Source organism: Streptomyces sp. NPDC044571 (genome assembly GCF_040647115.1).
In the GTDB taxonomy this organism is placed as follows: domain Bacteria; phylum Actinomycetota; class Actinomycetes; order Streptomycetales; family Streptomycetaceae; genus Streptomyces.
On record NZ_JBEZBN010000053.1, the window covers coordinates 1 to 24538 of the forward strand.

Genomic DNA, 24538 nt, shown 5'->3' on the forward strand with positions numbered 1-24538 from the left:
GCCGTCGGCCCCGCCCCTCCCGCGTCCACCCGTGGTGTCCCCGTGCCGCGGGCGCCGCGGTGCGGCTGCGGTCAGCCGTTGGCCGATGCGCGGCGGCGGCGGGAGGTGAAGACCAGGCCGGCGCCCACCCCGAGAGCCGCGGCGCTGCCCCCCGCGAGCAGGGCGAGATGGGGGGCGGCGCCCGTGCTCGCGAGGGCGCCGGAGCCCCCCGCCGCCGTCAGGTTGCCGTTTCCGTTTCCGTTGCCGGTGCTCTTGCCGCCGGAGGCTGACGTGCCGCCGTTCGCGGTGGCGGTGTCCTTCGTCTGCCCGGTACCGGACGTGTCGGTGTTCTTGTCGCCGCCCGAGCCCGTCCGGCCCTCGGCCGCCTTGTCCTTGTCCCGGGCCACGTACTGGCCGGTCTTGAGGAACTCGGCCCGGTCGGCGGCCGTTCCCTTGATGGCAGCGATCGCCGCCTTCCGCAGCTCCGGGCCGGCCTTGTCGAGCATCGCCCAGATCAGGACGCTGTTGTCGTCGTCGCGCAGCTCGTGCTGCGTCTTCGTGACGAACGTACGCAGCTCCACCGGGCTGGGGTTGCCCTCCAGGAGCTTGATGGCGGCTGCCTTCAGGCCCGGTCCGGCGTCCTTCAGCATGCCCAGCACCGCGACCCGGTCGTCTTCGGCCCGCAGCGTGTGCTGGCCCGTCGCCACGAACTCGCGCACCTGCTCGCGCGTTCCGCTGCTCAGCAGGCGGTTGACCGCCTCCGTAATCGCCTTGCCCGCCCCGGGGAGCATGCGGGCCATCTCGACGCGGTCGTCCTCGAAGCGGGCCACGTGCTGCCCGTTCTTCAGGAACTCGTTGATCGCCTCGGGCGTGCCCACCTGCATGGCGTCCGTGGCTGCCTTCTTCACGGCCTTCCCGCCGGCCTGGCCGATCCGGGCGACCAGGACGAGGTTGTCCTCGTGATGCTTCTTCGCCCAGGTCACCTCCAGGAAGTGCCGCATGTCCGCGGCCGATCCCTTCAGCGCCGCCTCCGCCGCCTCCCGTACGCCGGGCCCGCTCGCCGGGTCCGCCAGGATGGCCCGGATCGCGGCCCGGTCCTTCGCGGCCTGCGGATCCTCCGCGGGCTGGTCCGGCGAGGCCGGAGCGCCGGGAGCGCCGGGAGCAGGAGCGGCGGGAGCGGCCGGGACGGACGGCGACGGTGCGTCAGCCGCGAACGCCGGCGAGGCGAGCAGGACGGCCGGGGCCATCGCGGCCGTGGCGACGACCGATGCGATCCGGGGCAACTTCACAGGGGCGGTCCGTTCTTCGCGCACAGAATGATCAATTATCTGTGCAGGATAGATCGTCAAGCGACCGCAAACCGCCAAGTTTTACGACAAGGTGGTCCGTCGGTCGCTCAGATCCACGGTGATCCCCTCGCGGGACGAGGTCCGCGCCGCCTCCAGCACGGCCAGGCACTGGGCCGCCTCGTGCGCGCCGACCGGCGGCGGACCGCCCGCGCGCAGCGCGTTCGCCACCGCCGCGTAGTACGCCGGGTAGTTGCCCGGCACCGTCGGCAGCGGGGTGCCGCCGCCGGTCAGCGGGGACTCGCCGGAGCCCAGCCGGCCCCACAGGTGCTCGGGCTCCACGCCCCACGTGGCGTCCGCGTCCCCGACCGGCCGCTGGCCCTCGCGCAGGGCCGCCTCCTGCGGGTCGAGGCCGTACTTGACGTAGCCGGCCCGGGAGCCGAGCACGCGGAAGCGCGGCCCGAGTTGCGCGGTGGTCGCACTGACGTAGAGGTGGGAGCGGACCCCGTTCACGTGGGTCAGGGCGATGAACGTGTCGTCGTCCGCCTCCGCGCCGGGGCGGCGCACGTCGGTCTCCGCGTACACCCGTACGGCCGGGCCGAACAGCACCAGCGCCTGGTCCACCACGTGGCTGCCGAGGTCGTACAGCAGGCCGCCGACCTCCTCCGGGGCGCCGGATTCGCGCCAGCCGCCCTTGAGCTGCGGGCGCCAGCGTTCGAAGCGGGACTCGAAGCGCTGGACCTCGCCGAGTTCGCCGTCGGCGAGGAGGCGGCGCAGGGTGAGGAAGTCGTTGTCCCAGCGGCGGTTCTGGAAGACGGACAGGAAGGTTCCGGTCCGGTCGGCGAGTGCGGCCAGTTCGTGCGCCTCGGCGGCGGTGGCGGCGAGGGGCTTGTCCACGACGACCGGGATGCCGGCGGTCAGGGCGGCGGTGGCCAGCGGGACGTGGGTCCTGTTCGGCGAGGCGATGACGACGAGGTCCAAGGCGGGGCTGCGGTCCCAGAGCTCCTGCGCCGACGCGGCGATCCGGACGTCCGGGTACGCCTCGCGTGCCTGCGCCTGCCGGGCCGGATCGGAGGTGACGACCGTGTCCAGGGCCAGTCCGGCGGTGGCGGAGACGAGCGGGGCGTGGAAGACGGAGCCGGCGAGGCCGTAGCCGACGAGGCCGACACGGAGGGGGGTGGTGGGGGTCATCGGCGCGGAGTTCATGGTGATTACTTTGGCAACAGTGTTGCGCATGTGCAAGGAGGAGGGAGAATGGGCAGGTGGACAGGGGTAATGGTCAGAGCGGTGGCGGCGTGAGCGGCGTGAACCTGCCGGCGCTGCGGGGGCACAACGACGCGCTGGTCCTGGACCTGCTGCGGGGCGCCGGCGCGGCGGGGCTGGGGCGGGGGGAGCTCGCCGAGCGGACGGGGCTCACGCCGCAGGCCGTCAGCAAGATCACGGCGCGGCTGCGCGCCGAGGGGCTCGTCGCGGACGCCGGCCGCGGCGTGTCGACCGGCGGCAAGCCGCGGACCCTGCTGAGGCTGGTGCCCCAGGCCCGGTACGCGGTCGGGGTGCAGGTGGAGCGCGATGAGCTGCGGGCGGTACGGGTGGACCTCGCGGGTGGCGTCGTGGAGGAGTGGCGTGACCGGCTGGACTTCGTGACGGCGGGTCCGGAGGCGGTGGTGGAGGCGGCCGTACGGGCGGTCGTGGAGGTGAGCGGTGACGCGGGGGCGGCGCTGGTGGGGGTCGGCGTTGCCGCGCCGGGACCGCTCGACTGGCGGACCGGGGTGCTGGGGCGGGTGACCGGGATCCCGCAGTGGGAGGGGTTCCGGCTGAGGGAGGCCCTTGCCGGGCGGCTTTCGGCGGGGGCGGTGGCGGGGGCGGTGCCCGCGCCGATGGCGGTGCCGCTGGCGGTGCCGGTGGTGGTGGACAAGGACACCAATGCGGTGGCCGCGCTGCCGGTCGGGGGCGGCACCTCGGTGTACCTGCACCTCGGCACCGGACTCGGCGCGGGGCTCCGCCTGGACGGCGAGGTCTACCGGGGGGCCAGGTCGGCGGCCGGGGAGTTCGGGCACCAGGTGCTGAGGCTGGACGGCCCGGTGTGCAGGTGCGGGCGGCGCGGGTGCGCGGAGGTGCTGTGCCTGGAGGCGGTGGCGCGGGGCGATTTCGCGGAGGCGGCCCGGATCCTGGGGGAGGGGGCGGCGAACGTGGTGGCGCTGCTGGACGTGGACCGGGTGCTGTTGGGCGGACGGGTGGTGGACGCACGTCCCGGGGTGTTCACGGAGGGGGTCAGGCGGGTGCTGGCGGAGCGGGCCGGGCCCCTGCCGGGGGTTGCGGTGGTGGGGGTGGGGGTGGCGGAGGGGGCGGCGGAGCTGGTGCTCGCGCCGCTGTTCGGACGCGGGCGGTAGAACCGGGGCCGGCCCCGGACCCGCGCCTCAAACGCCGGCGGGGCTGCGTTCTGCCGGTCCCGGGCTTCGCCCCGGCGGCCTTCGGGTGCGGCGCCGTTGCCGGGGGCCGGCCCCCGGACCCCCGCGCCTCAAACGCCGGCGGGGCTGGAGTTCCGGGGCTGGGGCGTGGGCCGATCAGGCGTAAAGCTCGGGGTTGGGTGCGTCGGGGAGGGGCGGGGGGCGGGGTGGCGTGGGAGGGTGCGCGGGAGGTCGGGGTGATTGTCCGACCATCGTCCCGTCCGGCGAGCAGCGAAGGTCTGCCATGCGACTGCGCAGCAAAGCCCTTGCCCTCTCCGTCGTCCTCCTCGCCCTCGCCGCCCCCACCGCCACCGCCACCACCGCCGACATCGGCAACAACGGTGGCGGCGCCCACCCTGCGCCCGCACCCGCGCTGCCCTCTCGGACGAAGGCCACCTGCGGCGACGGCAAGAGCAGCGCGTTCCCCCTCGGGGCGCGGATCCGGGGCGGTCCCGAGGTGTACCGGACCGGCGGCGGGGCGCAGACCTGGTTGCTGGACCTCACCAACACCACCGGCTCGCGCTGCACCGACATCCATCCCGTCGTCGTGCTCACGGACACCGCCCGCGCCCTGCGCCCCGCCCACGTGCGGATGGAGTTCGACACCCCCGAGGGCGCCCTCCCGGCCACCCTGGAGCACACCGACCGCGACGAGATCATCGCCGTCTTCGACGGCGGGGAGGCGTTCCCCGGCTTCACCGTCGACGCCGGGCGGTCCCTGACCGTCACTGTCCACCTCGCCTTCACCTCCGACGCCCCCTCCGGCGAGGTGGTCGCCGACGCCGCCCTCGTCCAGCGCCGCACCGACGACGGCGACTGGGTCGGCGAAGCGGGCGGCTACCGGTTCACCGTCGAAGGCCCGCAGGAAGCGGTCGCGGCGGGCTCCCTCGCGCACACCGGCCCCCGCGACCGCGCCTGGGCGTACGGGACGAGCGCGGTGACCGCCCTCGTCGCGGGCGGCGGGCTCGTGCTCGGGGCCCGGCGCCTCAGCAGGCGCACTCCCGCCCGCTGATCTCCGTACACCCCGCCTGCGTACGGCCCCAGGGGGAGGAACAGACCGGAGGAACAGACCTCGCCTCACCGTCCCGGCTCGCCCGTCCGCTCCGGGTTTCCGGAACACGGCGAGCGCCTCGGCACCGCGGCGTTCCTGCGTACGGGCGCCGCGAGCGGAGTACGGGAGCTCGTGGTCGCCGGTGACACCGCGTACGCCATGCTCAGCGGCCGCCGCTCCGGCGCCCGCATCGTGGCCGGGGTCCTGACCCCCGCCCACGACCGCGAGGCACTCACCGGGCACGTGAGCGGCATCCGCTTCGACGGCCTCCGTCACGGCCACCCCGGCCTCCACCGACAAGGTCCTCGTCATCGGCCTGGACGGCACGGTCCTCGACCGCGTCAAAGCCGCCGACGTCCGAACACCCACGCCTGATGGCCCGGGGTCTGACCGCCCTGCGCAACTCCTTCATCGGCAAGAACCACACCGCCCACCCGGACTTCCCGGCCCGCACCGAGAACGCCAAGCCGACGCTCAACACCTACGCGGCAGCCGACCGGGAGCCCCTCACCTCCACCGCCGGAACGGCCCGGTCTTCCACACCGATGCGGGCGGCCACGGCGGCTCGACCGTCCAGGAACACGGCACCTTCACATCGCAGGGGTGCAGGAATTCCAGCCGGGTTCGTCGACGTGGCGGCCACCGCGCCCGCCCGAGCCGGCGTCGACGACGACGGCGGCGCCGTCGACAGCATCCCCCTGAACCCCCCGACGACAACGACGCCTTCGACACCCTGCGCCCCAACCTGCAAGCGGGCGTGGACGATACCGGCGTCCCGGGTGTGCGTGAAAGGCTTCACGCACACCGCGCCGGCCCGAACGCCCGCTGCCGTGACGTGTTCGCCGTCGCCGTCCCGCTCGCCGGCTCCGACGAGTGGGACGACAAGACGCACACCGGCGGCCACGACTCCACCCCGGCGCCACCGACGTCCGGATCCGTTTCCGCTACACCGGCGGCAACAACTGGTACCGGACCGTGGACGACGTGCACCTGGGCTGAGCCGGGCCCTTCGGAGTCCGGGCTGTGGACGCCCCCGACGTCCGCGGGCCCACCCCGATAGGGTGGTACAGACCAGAGAAGTCCGGTCACCGAGAGCGGAGAACAGTCCCGTGGCAGAGCGCAAGCCGATCGAATCCTGGCTCACCGACATGGACGGGGTCCTCATCCACGAGGGCACTCCCATCCCCGGCGCCGATGCCTTCATCAAGCGGCTGCGCGAGTCCGGCAAGCCCTTCCTCGTCCTGACCAACAACTCCATGTACACCCCCCGCGACCTCCAGGCCCGCCTCAGCCGGATGGGCCTCGACGTCCCCGTCGAGAACATCTGGACCTCCGCCCTGGCCACCGCCAAGTTCCTCGACGACCAGCGTCCGGGCGGCACGGCCTACGTGATCGGCGAGGCCGGGCTGACCACCGCCCTGCACGACATCGGCTACATCCTCACCGACCACGAGCCCGACTACGTGGTCCTGGGCGAGACCCGGACGTACAGCTTCGAGGCGATGACCAAGGCGGTCCGCCTCATCAACGGCGGCGCCCGTTTCATCTGCACCAACCCCGACGAGACGGGCCCCTCCACCGAGGGCCCGCTGCCCGCCACCGGCGCCGTCGCCGCGCTGATCACCAAGGCGACCGGCAAGCAGCCCTACTTCGCGGGCAAGCCGAACCCGCTGATGATGCGGACCGGACTGAACGCCATCGGCGCGCACTCCGAGAGCAGCGCCATGATCGGTGACCGGATGGACACCGACGTCCTGGCCGGACTGGAGGCGGGCATGCAGACCTTCCTCGTGCTGACCGGCCTCACCACGACCGCGGACACCGAGAAGTTCCCCTACCGGCCCACCAGGACGGTCAGCTCCATCGCTGACCTGGTCGATCTCGTCTGATCCGAACGGGTCAAGCGGGCGGCGCTCCGGATGCGGAGCGCCGCACCGCACGTGAACCTCCTTGAGAGGAGGTTCACCAATGCGCAGTGTTCCGATCGCTTTCCGGGCCGGCGGGGTGGCCGTCGCCCTGACGGCGTTCGCCGTCGTGTCCGCGCCCACCGCCCTCGCCGCCGGGGACAACCGCGGCAGCGTCTCGGCCGAGCCGCACCAGGCCGAGCCGGGGGCGCAGGTCAAACTGCGCGTCCGCGGCTGCGAAGGCAAATGGGCGTCCGCCAAGTCCTCCGTCTTCGTCTCGGAGGTGCACCTGTCCTCCGGGCGCGACGGCGACGGGTCCCTGCAGGGCGACGCGATGATCAGCTCGCACGCCCAGCCGGGCCGGCACGACGTCCGCGTGCGCTGCGACGGGGAGGACGACCGCGTCCGCGGCTCCATCGAGGTGGTCCGCCACCGCGAGGAAGACCGCGACCACGACCGCGACCGTCCCAAGCCCAACCCCGACCCGCACCCCCACCAGAGCCCCGTCGGGCCGGTCCACGCGGGCGGCGGCGGCATGTCCGCCGAGCTCGCGGAGTCGGCCCGGCTGGCGCAGCTGAAGGAGCAGGGGCAGGCGGCGGCAGCGAAGAAGAGCCACGAGGGCGACGGCCCCGGCCTGCCGCACACCGTGATCGGCGCCGTCCTCGCCGCCGCCGCCACCCTGGCGGTGGCCGGACGCGCGCTCACCCTGCGCCGCCGCCGCAGCGGTCAGTGAGGGGGCCCGGCGGTGACGGGTTCGGACGAACCGAAGTCCTCCGGCGCCGGCCGGCTGCTGACCTTCGCCGCCTGGTCGGTGTTGGTGCTCGGCCTGTGGTTGTGGGGCCGCGAGATCACCGGGGTCCCGCCCGGCTCGTTCGCGGGCCGGGCCGGCGGCACGGCGATCCCCGCGCCGGGCCTGCCGGCGGCGCACCCCCCGCTGGAGGCGTCGGTGCCCGTGCGGGTGGTCGTACCGTCCATGGGCATCCAGGCACCGGTGATCTCCCGCGGCCTGGACCGGCAGGGGGCGATCGACCCGCCGCCGTACGACCGGCCCGGCACGGTGGGCTGGTGGGGTGACGGGGCCAAGCCGGGCGAGGCCGGGACGGCGCTGATGGTCGGGCACGTGGACACCGCCTCCAAACCGGCGGTCTTCTACGGGCTGAGCACGGCGCAGAAGGGCGGGAGGGTGCGGGTCGTCCGGGCGGACGGCTCGGTCGCCGAGTTCACGATCGAGGACGTACGGGTCTACGAGCGCGCTGGCTTCGACCCCCACAAGGCGTACGGGCCGCGGGTCAAGGGTCGGGCCGAGCTGAGGCTGGTGACCTGCGGCGGCACCTACGACAAGGCGGCCAAGGCCTACACCGCGAACGTGGTCGTGTCGGCGTACCTGACGGGAACGGCCGCCGGGACGGACACGGGCGCGCGGACCGGCACGACGGCGGTGTGAGGCGCCCGCCCGAGGGCGGGCGACACGCCGAGAGGGCGACACGCCGGTGCGGCTATATGCCGGTACGCCGGTACGCCCGTATGACGAAGAAGCCCCTCGCAGCTTTCGCTGCGAGGGGCTTCCTCTTGTCTGTGCGCCGCCAGGGACTCGAACCCCGGACCCGCTGATTAAGAGTCAGCTGCTCTAACCAACTGAGCTAGCGGCGCCTGCTGACGAGAAAAACTCTACCCCACGTGGAGTGGTGCTCGTGACCAGCCGCGCCCGCCTTGTCCGATTAACCCATGTTTGAGGGGTTTATCGTGCACGATATGTCTGGGCCGAGCCGAATCTGATGCCCCGCCAGATGTGCGGCCCGCCTGACCAGTGGACGAGCAGGGGAGTGGACGGAACCGCATGACGATGCAGCCTCCGGTGCATGTGCCGATGACGGCGCCGCAGCCGATGCCGATGCCGACGCCCGTTTTCGAGGAGTACGAGCCCGCGCCCGACTGCGTGTGCGTGGGATGTGCGCTGCGGCGCCGCGCCCTGGCCATACCGCTCCGAGACGGTGGGCACCCCGCGGCGCGCGGGGCCCGGCGGGCGCTGGTTCTGGCGGCGGCGGTGGGCGTGGTCCTCAGCGGCGGCGGCGCGGCCGCACCGGCGGCCGCCACCCCGACCCCGAGCCCGGTCCCCGGTGCGGGTTCGGGCGCCGATGCGGCCCGGGCCGCAGCCCCGACGAGCCCCGACCCGGACCGCCCGGTCCGGACCCCGGCTCCGGGCGCGGGGACGGCGTCGGGTCCGGCCCAGGCACCGGCCCCGGGCGCGGGGTCGGCTTCGGACTCGGCCCAGGCCGCCGCGGCCCCGGGCACGGGCCAGGCTGCGGGCACGGGGTTGGGTACGGGCCCGGCAGCAGGTACGGCCCAGGCCCCGGGCCCGGGTACGGGCGCGGGCCAGACCGGGGGTGCAGCCCCGGGGACGGGCACCGACACGGGCCGGACTTCGCCTTCGGGTGCGGGCATGAGCCAGGCTCCGGCCCCGGGTTCGGGCACCAGCCACACTTCGGCTGCGGGTGCGGGTCAAACTACGGCCACGGACCAGGCCACGGGGTCGGCACCGGGTACGGGTGCAAGCCAGGCCGCGGGCACGGGCACGGGCGCCGGCCAGGCCCCGAACCAGGGTACGGGCGCGGGCCAGGCTTCGGCTTCGGGTACGGGCCAGGCCGCGGGCACGGGGTCCGCTTCGGGTACGGGTGCGGGCCAAGCCCCGGGGTCGACGTCGGGCACGGGTGCGGGCCAAGCCCCGGGGTCGACGTCGGGCACGAGCACGGCGCCGGGCTCGGCAGCAGGTACGGGCACGGCCCAGGCCGCGGGCACGGCTGCGGGCACCGCCCCGGCCCCGCCCCCCGGTGCCGGGCAGGTCGCCGGGGGCGGGGCGGGGGGCGGCGGGCAGGGGGCCGGGCACTCGGGCGGTGTCGGGTCCGGGCCGGGGCCGTCCGGGCAGGGACTGCCCGCTCCGGAGGCCCCCGGCTCCCCCCAGGGCGGCCGAGCCCCCCTGCACGGGCGCCCCCCGCACGCGCGACCGCCGGGTGCGCCGGGTGCGCCCTCCGCGGTGAAGCGGATCGACCGGACGACGATCATCAACCGGGCGAAGCTGTGGGTGGACGCACAGGTCCCGTACAGCATGTCCGAGTACTGGTCGGACGGGTACCGGCAGGACTGCTCCGGCTACGTCTCCATGGCTTGGAACCTCGGGACGAACGAATGGACCGGCAGCCTCGACAAGTTCGCCACCAAGATCACCAAGGATGAGCTGCTGCCGGGTGACATGCTGCTCTTCCACAATCCGGCGAACCCCAACAACGGCTCGCACGTCGTCCTCTTCGGCGGATGGGCCGACGAGACGCGCACGGCCTACATCGCCTACGAGCAGACCCGCCCCAACACGCGCAAGGCGCCGGCGCCCTACGGCTACTGGACCAACGCGACGAAGTACGTGCCGTACCGCTTCAACGGGGTGACCGGCGGGCTCGTCCCGGAGGGCCCCGCCACCGACCCGAAGCCCGCGGTGCCGAGCACCTTCCCCGGGGCGGCGAAGTTCGGTCCCGGGGCAAACAACGAGTACGTCGCCGAGCTGGGCCGGATGCTGATCGACCGGGGCGGCCGGCGCTTCTACCCCAAGGGCGCCAGCACCCTCTGGAAGGACGCCGACCAGCTCGCGACCCAGGCCTTCCAGACCGCCCAGGGCTGGACGGGTGCCGACGCCGACGGCATCCCCGGCCCGCACACCTGGCAGCTGCTGACCGAGCACAAGGGCAACGACATCCGCCCGACGGTGGACGCCGCGCCGGGGCCCGCCGGGGTGCCGGCCTACCCGGGCGTCTCGGTGTTCCGGCCGGGCTCGTCCCACCCGTCCATCACCGCCCTCGGCCGCCAGTTGGCGAAGAAGGGCTTCGGCAAGAACCACACGTCCGGTCCGGCGTCCCGCTGGAGCGAGGCCGACCGCCGCAACGTCGAGGCCTTCCAGCGCGCCCAGGGCTGGCGCGGCGCCTTGGCCAACGGCTACCCGGGCCCGGAAACCTGGCGCCGGCTGTTCGCATGACGGAGGCAACGATGTTCCCCACGCACACCACCTCTACGACGGGCACCCTCCGCATTCCCCCCGCGGCGGCCGTGACCCGGACGGATCCGCCGGCACCGGCACCCCCGGCACCCCCGGTACAACCCGCCCCCGCCCCGGCCGCTCCGGCCCCGCGGGCCACCGGCGAACTGTTCCCCGCCCCCGCCCCGGCACCCGCGCCCGCCGCCGTGCCGCACGGCCGCCCGCCCGGAGTGCTCGACATCCCGCACCCGGCGTACGGCGGCCCGTCCGAGGGGCCGGCCACGCTGCGCCTGCGCACCGGTGACCCCGCGCCGGAGCCGGTGGCGGTCGGACCCGCCGCCCACGCGGCTGCGGCGGCGAGCCCGGCCGCCCGCCCGTCCGCGGAGATCCCGCACGCGGGCCACGCCGGCGCGCCGGAGCCGCTCGCGGATCCCGTGCCATTGGCCCTCGCCGACATCCCGCACCCGGCCCATGCCGACGTACCGGAGCCGATGCCGGCTCCGGCCGAGCCCGTGCTGCCGGCGCCCGACGGTGCGCCGGAGCCGGCCCCGGCCGCGCTGCCCACCCCGCACCCGGAGCGGGCGGCGTTGGACGCGGGCCGGGCGTATCCGCAGCCCGAGGCGGCCCTCGACACCCCGGCGGCCGGGTCGCCGGCGCCAACGGCCCCGCCCCCGGCGGTGCACATCGGCCTCCCCGCGCGGGTGTCCGTCGACACGGCCCGGGCGCATCCGCAGCCCGAGGCGGTCACGGCCGCCGCGCCGGCCGGTTCCCCGGCCCCGCCGCCGGTGGTGCACATCGGCCTGCCCGCACGGGTGTCGGTGGACGAGGTCGTCCCGCAGCCCGAGCAGGGCAGGGCGCCGGAGCCGGTGGCAGAGGAGCGGACCGCGTCCCCGGCGGACGAGCCCGCCGCCGTCCCCGTGGACGCCGAGGCCCCGCTCGCCGCCGCGCCGACGGCAGCTCCGGACCTGGCTCCCGCCGCCGAGCCGACGGCGGCAGCCCCGGACCTCCCGCACCCGGCAGACGACGGCGGACCCGCTGCGCACCCCGCGCACGACGGCGCCCCGGCCGCGAAGGTGCCCGGGCCCGGCCTCGCCGGGGCCGTCGCCCGAGCCGTGGCCCAGGCGATGGACCGCGTGATCGACAAGGGCGGCGACGAGGCCACCGGGGACCTCCCCCACTCCGCGCCCGGCCGGGGGGTCGCGGTGACCGAAGTGCCGGTGCGCCTGCCCTTCCTCGGGCAGGCGCAGCCCCAGCCCCGCAACCACAAGGCGAAGTCCACCTCGAAGCCGAAGCCGAAGCCGAAGCCGAAGCAGAAGCAGCGGCCCAAGTCGGGCAAGCCGCATCCGCAGGGATGGGCCCCCCGTACCGCCGCCGGCCGCCGGCCGCCCCGCGGCGACGACCGCCTGCGGGAGCACTACGGCCCCGTGCTGCCGGGCTGGGTCGCCGTGGCCGTCGGCGGGCTCGCCCTCGCCGGCTGCCTGGCCGTGCTCTGGCGGGCCGGAGCCGTCCCCGCCGCCTTCGTGGCCGCCTTCGGCGCGACCCCCCGTCCGTACGAGGGGCTGCGCCCCACGCACTGGCCCCCGCTCGCCTTCCTCGGCATCGTGGCGCTCCTCGCCCTCGGGGGGCTCGGCCGCGGCAAGGCCGGCTACGCCTGGGTGCTCACTCTCTTCGGCCGCTACCGCGGCACGGTCCGGCGGACCGGCCTGACCTGGGTCAGCCCCCTCCTCCTGCGCCGCCGGGTCGACGTACGCCTGCGGCACTGGCGCAGCGAGCCCATGCCCGCCGTGGATGCGGGCGGGCTCGCCCTCCAGGTGGTCGTCCAGGTCGTCTGGCAGGTCAAGGACACCGCCAGGGCCACCCTGGGGGTCGCCAACCACACGGGGTACCTCGCCGAGCAGGTGGAATCGGCCATGGCCCGCGTCCTGTCCCAGCTCCCTGCCGACGCCTTCCACGAGGACGCCCCCACCCTGCGCGACGCCGAGGCCGTCGGCGACGCGCTGACGCGGATGCTCGCCGCCGAGACCGAGGCGGTCGGGATCGAGGTGTACTCCGCGCAACCGACCCGGATCGAGTACGCCCCCGAGGTCGCCGAGGCCATGCGGCGGCGCCGGGTGGCCGCGATCGACGCCAAGCACCGGGACACGGTGCTGACCTCGATCGTGGACGCCGTCGACGACACCGTCCACCGGCTGACCACGCGTGGGCTCGTCGAGCTCGACGACTACGAGCGCAAGGCCCTGGTGAAGGACCTCACCGTCGCCTTCTACACGGGGCGTTCCGACTAGCAGCCCGAGCACGGTCCGAACAGCAGCACACGAGCGGAACGGGTGGCCGGAACCAACCGGACCACCCGTTCTCTCGTTGGTATGGACATGGCCAACTCTCGTCCATACGCTGGGGCTTGGTCTAGACCGCAGCGATCCCCATGCGTGCGCACGCTCTCACCGAACTCCCCCCACGTTCAAGGAGCATCATGCGTCCCATCCGCATGCCCGTCCGCATGCCCCTGCGCATGCCCATACCCGTGCCGTCCCGCCGCCCCGGACGGTTCGCCGCCGCCGCCCTCGGTCTCGGCGTCGTCGCCGGGCTCACCCTGCTCAGCGCCCCCACCGCGAGCAGCCACGGCTACACCGACACCCCCATCAGCCGCCAGAAGCTCTGCGCCAACAAGACGGTCGCGGACTGCGGGCCCATCCAGTGGGAGCCGCAGAGCGTCGAGGGCCTCAAGGGCTTCCCGGCCGCCGGACCCGCCGACGGGCACATCTGTTCCGGCGGGCACAGCGAGTTCGCGCAGCTCGACGACCCGCGCGGGGGCGCCTGGCCCACCACCAAGGTGACCGGCGGGCAGAGCTACGGCTTCCGCTGGCAGTTCACCGCCAACCACTCCACCACCGACTTCCGGTACTACGTCACCAAGAACGGCTGGGACCCCACCAAGCCCCTCACCCGCGCCGCCCTCGAATCCCAGCCCTTCCTCACGGTCGCGTACAACGGTGCCCGGCCCCCGATGACCACCGTCCACCAGGGCGCCATGCCGAGCGGCAAGACCGGGCGGCACATGATCCTGGCCGTCTGGACGATCAACGACACCGGCAACGCCTTCTACGCCTGCTCCGACGTTCAGTTCTGACGGTACGTCAGCTACCCTCCGGCGGCATGCGGACGACACCCGGAACCGTCGCGGAGCTCATCGCGCGCCAATGGGGCGACCACCGGCCCGGCCTGAAGCACGGCGGGACGCACCCCGCCGTCCTCAGCCACCACCGGGCCGCCCAGGAGGCCGCGGCCCGCGCCGCGCTGCTCGTCGACCTCCTGCCGCCGGACGCCGAACCGCACCTCGGGGTGCTGCTCGACAACACCCCGGAGTTCCCGTTCTGGCTCGGCGCGGCGGCCCTCGCCGGGGCCGCCGTCGCCGGGATCAACCCCACCCGGCGCGGTCCCGAGCTGGCGCGCGACATCCTGCACACCGACTGCCGGATCCTGGTCACCGAGCGCGCCCACCTGCCGCTGCTGCGCGGCGTGTACCTGCCGGGCGTACGGATCCTCGTGACCGACACCTCGGAGTACGCGGCCCTCCTCGCCCCGTACGCCGCCGCCAAGCCCGGCGAGGCGGTGCTCCGCGTCCCCACGCCCGCCTCCCGCCTCCTCCTCTACTTCACCTCCGGCTCCACCGGCGCCCCCAAGGCGGCCGTCTGCTCCCAGGGCCGGCTGGCCGCCGCCGGGGACTCGCTCGCCCGGCACTTCTCGGTCACCCCGGACGACGTGCACTACATCTGCATGCCGCTGTTCCACGGCAACGCGGTGATCGCCGACTGGCTCCCCGCGCTCGCGGCGGGCGCGTCCGTGGCGCTGCGCCGCCGCTTCTCGGCCTCCGCGTTCCTGGACGACGTACGCGCGTACGGGGCGACGTACTTCACCTACGTCGGCCGGGCGGTGCAGTACCTCCTGGCCACCGAGCCCCGCCCCGACGACCGCGAGCACACCCTGCGGCTCGGCTTCGGCACCGAGGCCGGGGCGGTGGACGCGGCGCGCTTCACCGAGCGCTTCGGGGTCCGGCTGGTGGAGGGGTACGGGGCCACCGAGGGGGGCGCCTCCGTCCAGCGCACCCCCGACACCCCGCCGGGCGCCCTCGGCCGGGCCGGCGCCGGCGACGACCTGGCGGTGGTCGATCCGGAGACGGGACAGGAGTGCCCGCCGGCCGTCCTGGACGCGGACGGCCGCCTGCTCAACGGCTCCGAGGCCATCGGAGAGCTGGTCAACCGGGGCCGCAGCCTCTTCGAGGGCTACTGGCGCAACCCGCAGGCGGAGGCCGAACGCACCCGGGCCGGGTGGTACTGGACGGGGGACCTCTTCTTCCGCGACGCCGACGGGTTCCTCTACTTCGCGGGCCGCACCGACGACCGGCTGCGGGTCGACAGCGAGAACCTCGCCGCCGCCGTGATCGAGAACATCCTCGCCCGCTGGCCCGCGGCGGCCTCGGTCGCCGTCTACGCGGTCCCGGACGAGGCCGCCGGTGATCAGGTGATGGCGGCGATCGCCCTGCGGGAGGGGGCGGCCTTCGACCCGGACGACTTCTGCGCCTTCCTCGCCGCTCAGCCGGACCTGGGGACCAAGATGTCCCCGCGCTACCTGCGGATCATGGACTCCCTGCCGACCACGGCGACGAACAAGATCCACCGGGTGGCGCTGCGCCGGTCCGGCTTCCGGTGCACGGACCCGGTCTGGTGGCGTCCGCCGGGCACCGCGGGCTACCGCCCGCTGGACCGGGCGGCCCTGTCCGGCCTCCTGCAGGCGTATGCGGCACACGACCGGGCGGCGCTCCTGGAGCGCTGATCAAGGTGGCCCGGGTGATGGTTTTGAGCACCCCCGGGGACCAGGTAGTATTTTCTCTGTCAGCAGGCGCCGCTAGCTCAGTTGGTTAGAGCAGCTGACTCTTAATCAGCGGGTCCGGGGTTCGAGTCCCTGGCGGCGCACCTGTCCTTCGGGCGGTTTTCCGGTTCACCGGGAGCCGCCCGAAGTGTTTTCCGGGCTCTGCCCCCGGCTCGGGGTGCTCGGGATTCCGATCCTCGGGCTCACAGCGTGAGTGACAGCAGCAGCGGTGCGGCCTTGCGGTTCAGCGCGTCCGCGGCGGCCCTCAGCCGGTGTGCGTGCTCGACCGGCATCGACAGCGCCAGACATCCCACCGAGGCGCCGGCGGTGATCGGAACGGCCGCGCAGACCGTGCCGACCGCGTATTCCTGGAGGTCGAGGACGGGCACCGTGGCGGGCTGGCTGTCGAGCTTGGAGAAGAGGATCCGCTCGTTCACGATCGTCTTCGACGTGAGGCGGGCGATCTTGTGCCGGGACAGGTGGTCCCGTCGGCCGTTCTGGTCGAGCTGGGTCAGCAGGCACTTGCCGACCGCGCTGGCGTGCGCCGCCGAGCGGAAGTCGACCCACTCGTGCACCTTCGGCGTGCGGGGGCTGTCCGCGAACTGCGTGATCTTGACCTCGCCGTCCACGTACCGGCTGATGTAGACCGCCGCGCCCACCGAGTCGCGGAGCCGGTCGAGGGTCTCCTGGAGTTTGCTCTGGAGCGCCTGCTGCCTGTCTATGCCCGAGCCGAGCAGGACGAGCGAGTCCCCGATGGCGTAGGCGCCGTCGGACACCTGCAGTACGTACCCCTCCCGGCGCAGCATGAGGAGCATGGGGGCGAGATGGACCGCGGGCAGCCCGGTCTCGCGCGCGATCTGTACGTCGGTCACACCGCCGGTGTGGCGGGCGATCGTTTCGAGTACGCGCAGGGCGTACTGCACCGAGTGGAACGGCGCGGTCGGCTCGGGCTTCAGCGCCACGGTTTCCCCCTAGCAGGTTGTTACCGCTTGCCCTACCACGATAGCCACCAAGAGGCCCACGTGGAGCGCCCGTTGATGAGATTGATGGCTCAATCATGTCCCTTCGCCTCGATCTACCCGTCTGGCATATGCCAAGGTCATGCATATGGTCATGGGAGTGATCCCGAGGAGTCCGGGAATGCCCGGACCCCGCCCCGGGTTCGCTTTCTCGTACGGCCGCCGAACGGGCGGCAGGAGACGGGAGCGACCATGAGTGACACCGCGGAGGCCGACCGGAGCGGGGGCGGGAGCGGGAGCGGGGACGCCGGCGGCGGCGACCCGGTCCGCGGCGCCGTGCGCGGACTGGCCCCGGTGCCGCTCTCGGTGCTGGACCTGGTCACCGTGGGCAGCGGCAGCACCGCCTACGCCTCCTTGCGTACGAGCGTCGACATCGCGCGGCTCGCCGAGTCCCGCGGCTACCACCGGCACTGGGTCGCCGAGCACCACTCCATGCCCGGGGTCGCCAGCTCCTCCCCGGCCGTGATCCTGGCCCACCTGGCGGCCCACACCTCGCGGATCCGGCTCGGCTCGGGCGGCGTCATGCTGCCCAACCACGCCCCGCTCGCCGTCGCCGAGCAGTTCGGCACGCTGGAAGCGCTCGCCCCGGGCCGGATCGACCTCGGGCTCGGCCGCGCGCCGGGCACCGACGGCCGCACGGCCGCCGCGCTGCGCGGACCCGGGCGGCTCGACGAGGCCGCGGACGAGTTCCCGCGGCGGCTCGCTGAGCTCACCCGGTTCCTCGACGACGACTTCCCCGACGGGCATCCGTACGCCCGCGTGCACGCCGTCCCGGGCCCGGTGCAGGGTCCCGCCGGGCGGCCGCCGCTGTGGCTGCTCGGGTCCTCCGGGTTCAGCGCCCGCCTGGCGGGCGAGCTCGGCCTGCCCTTCGCGTACGCCCACCACTTCTCCGCGGCCGGGACGCTGCCCGCCCTCGACCTCTACCGGCAGAGCTTCCGGCCGTCGGCCGTCCTCGACGCCCCGTACGCCCTGATCGGGGTCTCGGCGCTCGCCGCCGACACCGCCGAGGAGGCCCGGGCGCAGGTGCTCACGGGCGCGCTGTCCATGCTGCGGCTGCGCAGCGGCCGACCGGGGCTGATCCCGACGCCGGAGGAGGCGGCGGCGTACGCGTTCTCCCCGCTGGAGCGGGAGTTCGTGGACGGCTGGCTCGCGAACGTGGTCCACGGGACCCCCGACGAGGTCCGCTCCGGCCTCGACGGCCTGGCCAAGAGGACGGGCGCCGACGAGCTGATGCTGACCTCCAACGCGCACAGCGGGGCGGCCCGGGTGCGCTCGTACGGACTGATCGCAGATGTGTACGGGATGCCGGTGCACGAGGGCTGAGCTGACGGAGTCCGCGGACACGGACTTCGGCTGGTTTGTTGCCGAAACCTTGCACGGGGATGGCCTAAGGCATCCTTAAACCGCTCGTCACCGGGGTGGCGGGCGGTTTCTGCTGTGCTCACACGTCTCTGACGAGCGGGTTTGCGTGGTGAGTGGTCTAGTCCTTCTTTGGTCCAAACCATTGACTGAGGCCCGGAGTGATCGCTATCACTTCTCCCACCCGACCTCTTGCTTCCCCCTCCCACCCCCGGAGGCAGTTCATGCACATCCGTAAACCCCTCATCGCGGCCGCCGCCACGGCCGCGCTGGCAGCCGGAGCGCTGGCCGGCTTCACGGGGCTCCCCGCCGCCCAGGCCGCCGGCTCCGCGGCCGCGGCGGGCGGCGGCGGCGTCAGGATCGCGTACTACGACCAGTGGAGCGTGTACGGGAACGCCTTCTACCCGAAGCACCTCGACACCCGCGGCATAGCGGGCAAGTTGGATGTCATCAACTACTCGTTCGGCAACATCCACCCCACCAACCTCACCTGCTTCGAGGCGAACAAGGCGGCGGGCGACGACAACAACCCGAACGCGGGGGACGGGGCCGGCGACTCGTACGCCGACTACCAGAAGTCCTTCAGTGCGGTGGACAGCGTCAGCGGCGTCGCCGACAAGTGGGACCAGCCCATCGTCGGCGTCTTCAACCAGTTCAAGCAGCTGAAGGCCAAGTATCCGAACCTCAAGATCAACATCTCGATCGGCGGCTGGACGTACTCCAAGTACTTCAGCGACGCGGCCAAGACGGACGCCTCCCGCAAGAGGCTGGTCTCCTCCTGCATCGACCAGTACATCAAGGGCAACCTGCCGGTCGAGGGTGGCTACGGCGGCGCGGGCAGCGCGGCCGGGATCTTCGACGGCATCGACATCGACTGGGAGTACCCGGGATCCCCCGGCGGCCACCTCGGCAACCACTACGCCCCCGAGGACAAGCAGAACTTCACGCTGCTGCTGAAGGAGTTCCGCGAGCAGCTCGACGCGTACGGCGCGGCCAACGGCGGCAAGAAGTACCTGCTGACCGCGGCCCTCCCGGCCGGCCAGGACAAGATCAAGTACATCGAGACGAACAAGATCGGCGCGTACCTCGACTACGCGAACATCATGACGTACGACATGCACGGCGCCTGGGACGGCGACGGGCCGACGTACCACCAGTCCCCGCTCAACCCTTCGGCGGCCGATCCGACCGACCCGATCGCGCCGGGCACCGAGAAGTACAGCATCAAGAACGCCATCGACTCCTGGCTCGACGGGAACGCGGCTTACGGCATCGCGGGCGGCTTCCCCGCCAACAAGCTGACGCTGGGCTACGAGTTCTACTACCGCGGCTGGAAGGGCGTCCCGGCGGGCGCCGCGGGTGGCCTCGCCCAGAGCGCGACCGGCCCGTCCGCCGCCCGGCCCACCAGCCAGCAGGCCGGCATCGCCAACTACAAGGAGCTCGGCGGGATCGTCGACAACCCGGCGACGACCTTCTGGGACGACCAGGCCAAGGCCTCGTACTTCTACAAGGACGGCGAGTTCTTCACCGGCCTGAACCAGAAGTCCATCCAGGCCCGCGTCGACTACGGCAAGAGCCGCGGCCTCGCCGGCGCGATGATGTACTCCCTGCTCGGCCTGGACACCAACGCCACGCTGCTGAACCAGATCTCGGACGCCCTCGGCGGCACCACGCAGCCGCCCACCACGCCGCCTCCGACCACCACCCCGCCGACCTCGCAGCCGCCGACCACCCCGCCGCCCACCTCGGGTTGCACCGCCCCGGCCTACGTCGCGGGCACGGTCTACACCGGCGGCACCGAGGTCTCGCACAAGGGCCACAAGTGGAAGGCCCAGTGGTGGACGCAGAACGAGGAGCCCGGCACCACCGGTGAATGGGGCGTCTGGAAGGACCTCGGCGCCTGCTGATCTCCCCCCACCCCGCGCCGAGCGACACCCCGCCCCGCACCCTGCCATCTCGGGTGCGGGGCGGAGGTGTGTCACATGGTTGTGGGATTTGCGATCCCGTTGCGTGCCCGTATCGCTACGCTCGGCTACAGCCGATCCGCTCCGTCTGCATGGGGTGACCGTTCATGGTCCTGGCCCGCGACCTCGACCCCAGCGCCTCGCCGCTGGACTACTACGGCTTCGAGCTGCGTCGGCTGAGAGAGGCCGCGGGCCTGAAGCAGGCACAGTTGGGCGACATCATCTATTGCACGGGCTCCCTCATCGGCCAGGTGGAGTGTACGAAGCGGGTGCCGACCCGGGACTTCTCGGAGCGGGTGGACGCGGCGCTGGGCACGGACGGGCACTTCTCCCGCCTGGTGGGGCTGGTCCTGCGGAGCGTGTTGCCGACGTGGTTCCAGGCGTATGCGGAGATGGAGGCGCGGGCCGCGTTCATCTCGACGTTCCAGGCGCAGTTGGTGCACGGACTCCTGCAGACGGAGGGCTACGCGCGGGCGCTTCTCAACGTCGACCGCCCCGACCGGGTGGACGAGTTGGTAGCGGCCCGTATCGACCGGCAGCGTGCACTGGCGCGAGAACACCCACCCGCTCTGTGGGTGGTCCTCGGCGAGGCGGTGCTATATCAGGAGGTCGGTGGCTCAGCGGTCATGCGCGGTCAACTCGGTCATCTGCTGAGCTTTGTCGATGAACCGTGGGTGCACATCCAGGTCCTCCCGTTCTCGGCCGGGCAGCACACCGGGATGCTTGGGTCGTTCACCCTCCTGCGCTTCGACGATGATCCAGAAATCCTCTATGAGGAGGGCTACGCACAGGGTCACATGACAGCCAACCCGGCAGTGATCAGGGAGCGTTCGGTCGGCTACGCTCGCTTGCAGGCTGGGGCTCTCTCTCCTGAGGAGTCGGCTCGGCTGATTGCCCGCGTGATGGAGGAACGCTATGGGGACGAACACAAACCTGACCGCCGCAGTCTGGCGTAAGTCGTCGTACAGCGGGACCACGGGCGGCGAATGCGTCGAGTGCGCCCCGCTCGGTACCGCCGCTTGGCGCAAGGCTTCGTACAGCGGTAACACCGGCGGCGACTGCGTCGAAGTGGCCGCCCAGCCTTGCCTGGTGGCGGTCCGGGACTCCAAGAACCCCGAAGGCCCCGCCTTCACGGTCGCCCCGGAGGCGTTCACCACCTTCGTCCGCAGCCTCTGAGGCTGAGCCCTACGCCCCGGGGCGGGTGCCGATCATCTCGGCGATCCGCTCCGGAGCCACCGCGCGGGAGTACAGCCAGCCCTGGCCCGTGTCACAGCCCACGCGCCGCAGGCGGGCCGCCTGCCCGGCGGTCTCCACGCACTCCGCGGTCACCGTCAGGCCCAGCCGGTGCGCCAGTTGCACCAGGGCCTCGACGATGGTCTCGTCGGCCGGGTTCGGGTGGGTGCCCTCCTCGTAGCGGAAGCCGCGGACGAAGGAGCCGTCCAGCTTCAGCACGGACACCGGAAGCCGGCTCAGGTAGGCCAGGTTCGAGTAGCCGGTGCCGAAGTCGTCGATGGCGATCCGCACGCCCATGTCGCTGAGCGCCTGGAGTGCCTGCAGGGGCCGCCCGGCGGAGCCCATCACCGCCGATTCGGTCAGCTCCAGCTGCAACAGCTGCGGGGCCAGACCGGTGTCGGCGAGGATCTCCGCCACGTCGCCGACCAGGTCGGAGTCCCAGACCTGCCGCACGGCGACGTTGACGGAGACGAAGACCGGGGTGTCGCCGGGGTGCTCGATCTGCCAGCGCCGGGCCTGCCGACAGGCGGTCTGGAGGACCCACCGCCCCAACTGGACGATGGACCCGTCCTCTTCCGCAATTCCGATGAACCGATTCGGCGTCAGCATGCCGAACTGCGGGTGGTTCCAGCGCACCAGCGCCTCGACCCCGCGCACCGCCCCGCTCTCCAGGTCCACGAGCGGCTGGTACTCCAGCTCGAACTCGCCCCGCTCCACAGCCGGTCGCAGGGTGGAACTCAGGGCCTGGCGGGTCATCCGGTGGGCGTTGCGCTCCGGGTCGAAGAGCGTCCAGCGGGCCTTTCCGTCCGCCTTCGCCCAGTACAGCGTGGTGTCCGCGGCCTGCATCAGCCCGGTCGCCGAGGTTCCGGCCGCGGCCCGTTCCACCACGCCGATGGACGCCGAGACCGACAGCCGCTGCCCGGCCAGCTCGAACGGCTCCTGCACGGCGGCCAGGACGCTGCGGGCCAGGTCCGCGAGCTGCTCGGTGCCGGTGGAGTCCTCGACCAGCAGGGCGAATTCGTCGCCGCCGAGCCGTGCCACCAGGTGTCCGCCCGTACGCCCGTAGCCGGACTGGTCGGCGCACTGGGTCAGCCGGGACGCGACGGCGGTCAGCAGCCGGTCCCCGACCCGGTGGCCCAGGGTGTCGTTGACCGCCTTGAACCCGTCCAGGTCCAGGTAGCACAGCCCGATCCGGCCCGTGCCGCCGTGCTCGAACGAGGAGGCCTCCAGGGCGGCGGAGAGCCGCTCGAAGAACAGCGCCCGGTTGGGCAGCCGGGTCACCGGATCGTGCATCTGGAGGTGGCGCAGCCGGGCCTGGAGGTCGCGCCGGTCGCTGATGTCGGCCACCGACAGCAGGACGTCCCGGGTGCCCGGTACCGGCCCGAGGGTGACCTCGGTCCAGAGCGAGTGCCCGTCGGGGTGCTTGAGCCGGCGGGTGCAGCGCAGCCGGGCCTGTCGGCCGCGCAGCACCTCCTGGTAGGCCTGCCAGGTACGGGTCTCGGCGGCCAGGTCGACCAGGTCGGCCGCGCACTGCTCGACGAGGGCGTGCGGCTCGGTGCCGAGGAGCCCGGCGAGGGCGGCGTTGGCGGCGACGACGTAGCCCTCGCGGTCGACGACGGCCATGGCGAGGTGGGCCGCGTTGAATGCGGCCCGGTAGTCGCGCAGTTCGGACTCCGTGCGGGTCGGTGTGGTCGGCATGGCCGGCACTGCTGGGTGACGCTGCGTAATGGCCGATCGGATGCTGTCGGCCGCCGAACCGGTTCCTTCTGAGGTTCCGCTCACCGTTGGCTCCCGCAGTGTTCGTCGGTGTCCGTGCAGGAAAGTGTGCCGATCATAGAGGCAGCCGGACGGCCCTATCCAGCGGCGTCGCCGTGTGGGGGGCGACAGTTCGGCGTGCTGACGGTTCGTCGGCCTGTTCCGGCTCGATCGTTTCTGCACAGCTGTGAGCGCCCGAAGGCCCTCACTGATCTCGCGTGATCGGTCGTGACGTTCTGTAGGCAAGAGAGTGAACCGCCGGGGTCACCGACTTGCCGTATTGCTCACTCGTGTGGGGCAGCGGAACAGGGCATTAGTAAGACAATCCCCTCAAGGTGGACCGAGATGGTACGAATCCACCACCGGAGGTCGATGTGCCGCGACAGCAGACACCCGGGGGAGTGGACCGCTCCCGCGTCAGAAGCACGGCGGCTGCGCTCACTTCCCTGACGGCGCTCGCCGCCATGTCGCTCGTCGCGGGGCCCGCGGTGGCCGACACCGGGGCCGGGCCGTGCGCGCTGGCCCGTACCTCGGCGCACCACTCCCTCGGGCTGGACACCTGGAACCGGGCCTACCCGCGGCCGCAGCGCACCCTCAACGCGGTCATGGTCTTCCTCTCCTTCCCCGACCACCGCGCCGCCCTGACCCCCGAGCAGTTGAGCGGCGACTACTTCCCCGCCACCAGCGACTTCTTCGAGCGGGCCTCCTACGGGAGGTTCCGCCTGGTCCCGCATCCGCAGAAGCAGTGGATCCAGATGCCCAGGCCGTCCACCGCGTACGGGATACAGCGCGACTGGGCCGCGGAGGACCGGGCGGCCTATCTGCGGGACGCGGTCGCCGCCGCCGACCCGGGGGTGGACTTCGCCCAGTACGACGTCGTGTACTTCGTCGCGGACCCGGAGGCGCCCGGAGTGGACTCCGATGCCACCAAGGTCGTCAACTTCGATCGGCCGATCACCGCCGACGGGACGGAGCTGCGCCGCATCGTCACCGTCTTCGAGCACCACCCGCCGGACCGCAACGTGCTGGCGCACGAGACCGGGCACGTCTTCGACCTGCCCGACCTCTACCACCGGCCGACGGACGGAAAGGGTGACTGGGACACGTACGTCGGCGACTGGGACGTCATGGGCAGCCAGTTCGGGATGTCCCCGGACCTCTTCGCCTGGCACAAGTGGAAGCTGGGCTGGCTGGACGCCTCCCAGGTGGACTGCGTGCAGTCGGGCTCCTCGCTGCACACCCTCCAGCCGCTTGGGCAGTCCCCGCAGCCGGGCGGTACGGGCGGGACCCGGCTCGCGGTGATCCGTACGGGGCCCGGCAGCGCGGTCGCGGTCGAGGCGCGGGGCTCGGCCGGCAACGACGGGGACGCCTGCACCGAAGGGGTCCTGGTTTACCGGGTCCGCAACGAGGCGGCGTCGGGCGGCGGGCCGATCGAGGTGCTGGACGGACATCCGGGCACTGAGGCGTGCTGGGACCGGTCGGTGTTCCCGCCGCTGGCGGATGCCCCGCTGGAGGTGGGGCAGTCGTTCACCGTCCCCGGGGAGCGGATCCGCATCGAGGTGGCGGACCGGACCCCGTCCGGCGCGTTCACGGTGAAGATCACCACGTGACGGGTGCCGGCCGGCTCCCGGTACAACGAAGAAGGCCCCCA

Annotated in this window: 18 protein-coding genes, 2 tRNA genes and 3 pseudogenes; 18 read left to right on the plus strand and 5 right to left on the minus strand. The window is 73.1% G+C overall.

Annotated elements, in window-relative coordinates:
- Positions 1-71: 71 nt before the first annotated feature.
- Entirely contained in the window at positions 72-1268 is a 1197-nt protein-coding gene (locus AB0B01_RS24550) for an ALF repeat-containing protein (RefSeq protein ID WP_361722953.1), read from the minus strand.
- Between the two features lie 81 nt (positions 1269-1349).
- On the minus strand, positions 1350-2456 hold the full coding sequence (locus AB0B01_RS24555) for a Gfo/Idh/MocA family oxidoreductase (protein ID WP_361723066.1): 1107 nt from the start codon (positions 2454-2456) through the stop codon (positions 1350-1352).
- A gap of 71 nt (positions 2457-2527) precedes the next feature.
- On the opposite strand from AB0B01_RS24555, the gene AB0B01_RS24560 reads away from it, so the two are divergent.
- The 7 genes and pseudogenes from AB0B01_RS24560 (at position 2528) to AB0B01_RS24590 (ending at position 8111) form a co-directional block, all read left to right on the plus strand.
- Positions 2528-3655 (plus strand): ROK family transcriptional regulator, encoded by a 1128-nt coding sequence (locus AB0B01_RS24560; protein WP_361722956.1) that lies wholly within the window; start codon positions 2528-2530, stop codon positions 3653-3655.
- A gap of 301 nt (positions 3656-3956) precedes the next feature.
- Positions 3957-4724 (plus strand): hypothetical protein, encoded by a 768-nt coding sequence (locus AB0B01_RS24565; RefSeq protein ID WP_361722959.1) that lies wholly within the window; start codon positions 3957-3959, stop codon positions 4722-4724.
- 126 nt (positions 4725-4850) lie between these two features.
- Positions 4851-4997, plus strand: a pseudogene (locus AB0B01_RS24570) (haloacid dehalogenase); the annotation flags it as partial.
- 639 nt (positions 4998-5636) lie between these two features.
- A complete protein-coding gene (locus AB0B01_RS24575) occupies positions 5637-5762 on the plus strand; it encodes a hypothetical protein (RefSeq protein ID WP_361722962.1) in 126 nt (41 codons plus the stop codon).
- Positions 5763-5872: 110 nt separating this feature from the next.
- The gene (locus AB0B01_RS24580; RefSeq protein WP_361722965.1) at positions 5873-6652 is read left to right on the plus strand and encodes an HAD-IIA family hydrolase; all 780 of its coding nucleotides are present in this window, start codon (positions 5873-5875) and stop codon (positions 6650-6652) included.
- A 79-nt stretch (positions 6653-6731) separates the two neighbouring features.
- Positions 6732-7400 (plus strand): hypothetical protein, encoded by a 669-nt coding sequence (locus AB0B01_RS24585; protein ID WP_361722968.1) that lies wholly within the window; start codon positions 6732-6734, stop codon positions 7398-7400.
- Positions 7401-7412: 12 nt separating this feature from the next.
- The gene (locus AB0B01_RS24590; protein WP_361722971.1) at positions 7413-8111 is read left to right on the plus strand and encodes a class F sortase; all 699 of its coding nucleotides are present in this window, start codon (positions 7413-7415) and stop codon (positions 8109-8111) included.
- A 132-nt stretch (positions 8112-8243) separates the two neighbouring features.
- Here the strand turns inward: AB0B01_RS24590 and AB0B01_RS24595 are convergent.
- Positions 8244-8317, minus strand: a tRNA-Lys gene (locus tag AB0B01_RS24595).
- A gap of 241 nt (positions 8318-8558) precedes the next feature.
- Between AB0B01_RS24595 and AB0B01_RS24600 the strand changes: the two are divergent.
- The 6 genes and pseudogenes from AB0B01_RS24600 to AB0B01_RS24625 all read left to right on the plus strand — a co-directional run.
- A pseudogene (locus tag AB0B01_RS24600) lies at positions 8559-8771 on the plus strand (hypothetical protein); the annotation flags it as partial.
- A 951-nt stretch (positions 8772-9722) separates the two neighbouring features.
- Positions 9723-10688 (plus strand): annotated as a pseudogene (locus AB0B01_RS24605) (peptidoglycan-binding protein); the annotation flags it as partial.
- A gap of 11 nt (positions 10689-10699) precedes the next feature.
- On the plus strand, positions 10700-12973 hold the full coding sequence (locus AB0B01_RS24610; RefSeq protein ID WP_361722974.1) for an SPFH domain-containing protein: 2274 nt from the start codon (positions 10700-10702) through the stop codon (positions 12971-12973).
- A gap of 227 nt (positions 12974-13200) precedes the next feature.
- The gene (locus AB0B01_RS24615) at positions 13201-13818 is read left to right on the plus strand and encodes a lytic polysaccharide monooxygenase (protein WP_361723069.1); all 618 of its coding nucleotides are present in this window, start codon (positions 13201-13203) and stop codon (positions 13816-13818) included.
- Positions 13819-13844: 26 nt separating this feature from the next.
- Positions 13845-15521 (plus strand): AMP-binding protein, encoded by a 1677-nt coding sequence (locus tag AB0B01_RS24620; protein ID WP_361722977.1) that lies wholly within the window; start codon positions 13845-13847, stop codon positions 15519-15521.
- Positions 15522-15587: 66 nt separating this feature from the next.
- Positions 15588-15661, plus strand: a tRNA-Lys gene (locus AB0B01_RS24625).
- A 99-nt stretch (positions 15662-15760) separates the two neighbouring features.
- On the opposite strand, the gene AB0B01_RS24630 is transcribed toward AB0B01_RS24625, so the two are convergent.
- Positions 15761-16519, minus strand: coding sequence for an IclR family transcriptional regulator C-terminal domain-containing protein (locus AB0B01_RS24630; RefSeq protein ID WP_361722980.1), 759 nt, complete (start codon positions 16517-16519; stop codon positions 15761-15763).
- A 249-nt stretch (positions 16520-16768) separates the two neighbouring features.
- On the opposite strand from AB0B01_RS24630, the gene AB0B01_RS24635 reads away from it, so the two are divergent.
- The 4 genes from AB0B01_RS24635 (at position 16769) to AB0B01_RS24650 (ending at position 21075) form a co-directional block, all read left to right on the plus strand.
- Entirely contained in the window at positions 16769-17899 is a 1131-nt protein-coding gene (locus AB0B01_RS24635) for an LLM class flavin-dependent oxidoreductase (protein WP_361722983.1), read from the plus strand.
- 260 nt (positions 17900-18159) lie between these two features.
- The gene (locus AB0B01_RS24640; protein WP_361722986.1) at positions 18160-19842 is read left to right on the plus strand and encodes a glycosyl hydrolase family 18 protein; all 1683 of its coding nucleotides are present in this window, start codon (positions 18160-18162) and stop codon (positions 19840-19842) included.
- 164 nt (positions 19843-20006) lie between these two features.
- Entirely contained in the window at positions 20007-20855 is an 849-nt protein-coding gene (locus tag AB0B01_RS24645; RefSeq protein WP_361722989.1) for a helix-turn-helix transcriptional regulator, read from the plus strand.
- Positions 20815-21075 (plus strand): DUF397 domain-containing protein, encoded by a 261-nt coding sequence (locus AB0B01_RS24650; protein WP_361722992.1) that lies wholly within the window; start codon positions 20815-20817, stop codon positions 21073-21075. Before AB0B01_RS24645 ends, AB0B01_RS24650 begins: the two co-directional genes overlap by 41 nt.
- 9 nt (positions 21076-21084) lie before the next feature.
- Here the strand turns inward: AB0B01_RS24650 and AB0B01_RS24655 are convergent, their stop codons facing one another.
- Positions 21085-22830 carry an EAL domain-containing protein gene (locus AB0B01_RS24655; protein WP_361722995.1) on the minus strand — a complete coding sequence of 582 codons (1746 nt, stop codon included), beginning with the start codon at positions 22828-22830 and terminating at the stop codon, positions 21085-21087.
- Between the two features lie 431 nt (positions 22831-23261).
- Between AB0B01_RS24655 and AB0B01_RS24660 the strand changes: the two genes are divergently transcribed.
- Positions 23262-24497: a M6 family metalloprotease domain-containing protein gene (locus AB0B01_RS24660; protein WP_361722998.1), complete on the plus strand. Its 1236-nt coding sequence runs from the start codon at positions 23262-23264 to the stop codon at positions 24495-24497.
- Positions 24498-24538: the final 41 nt, after the last annotated feature.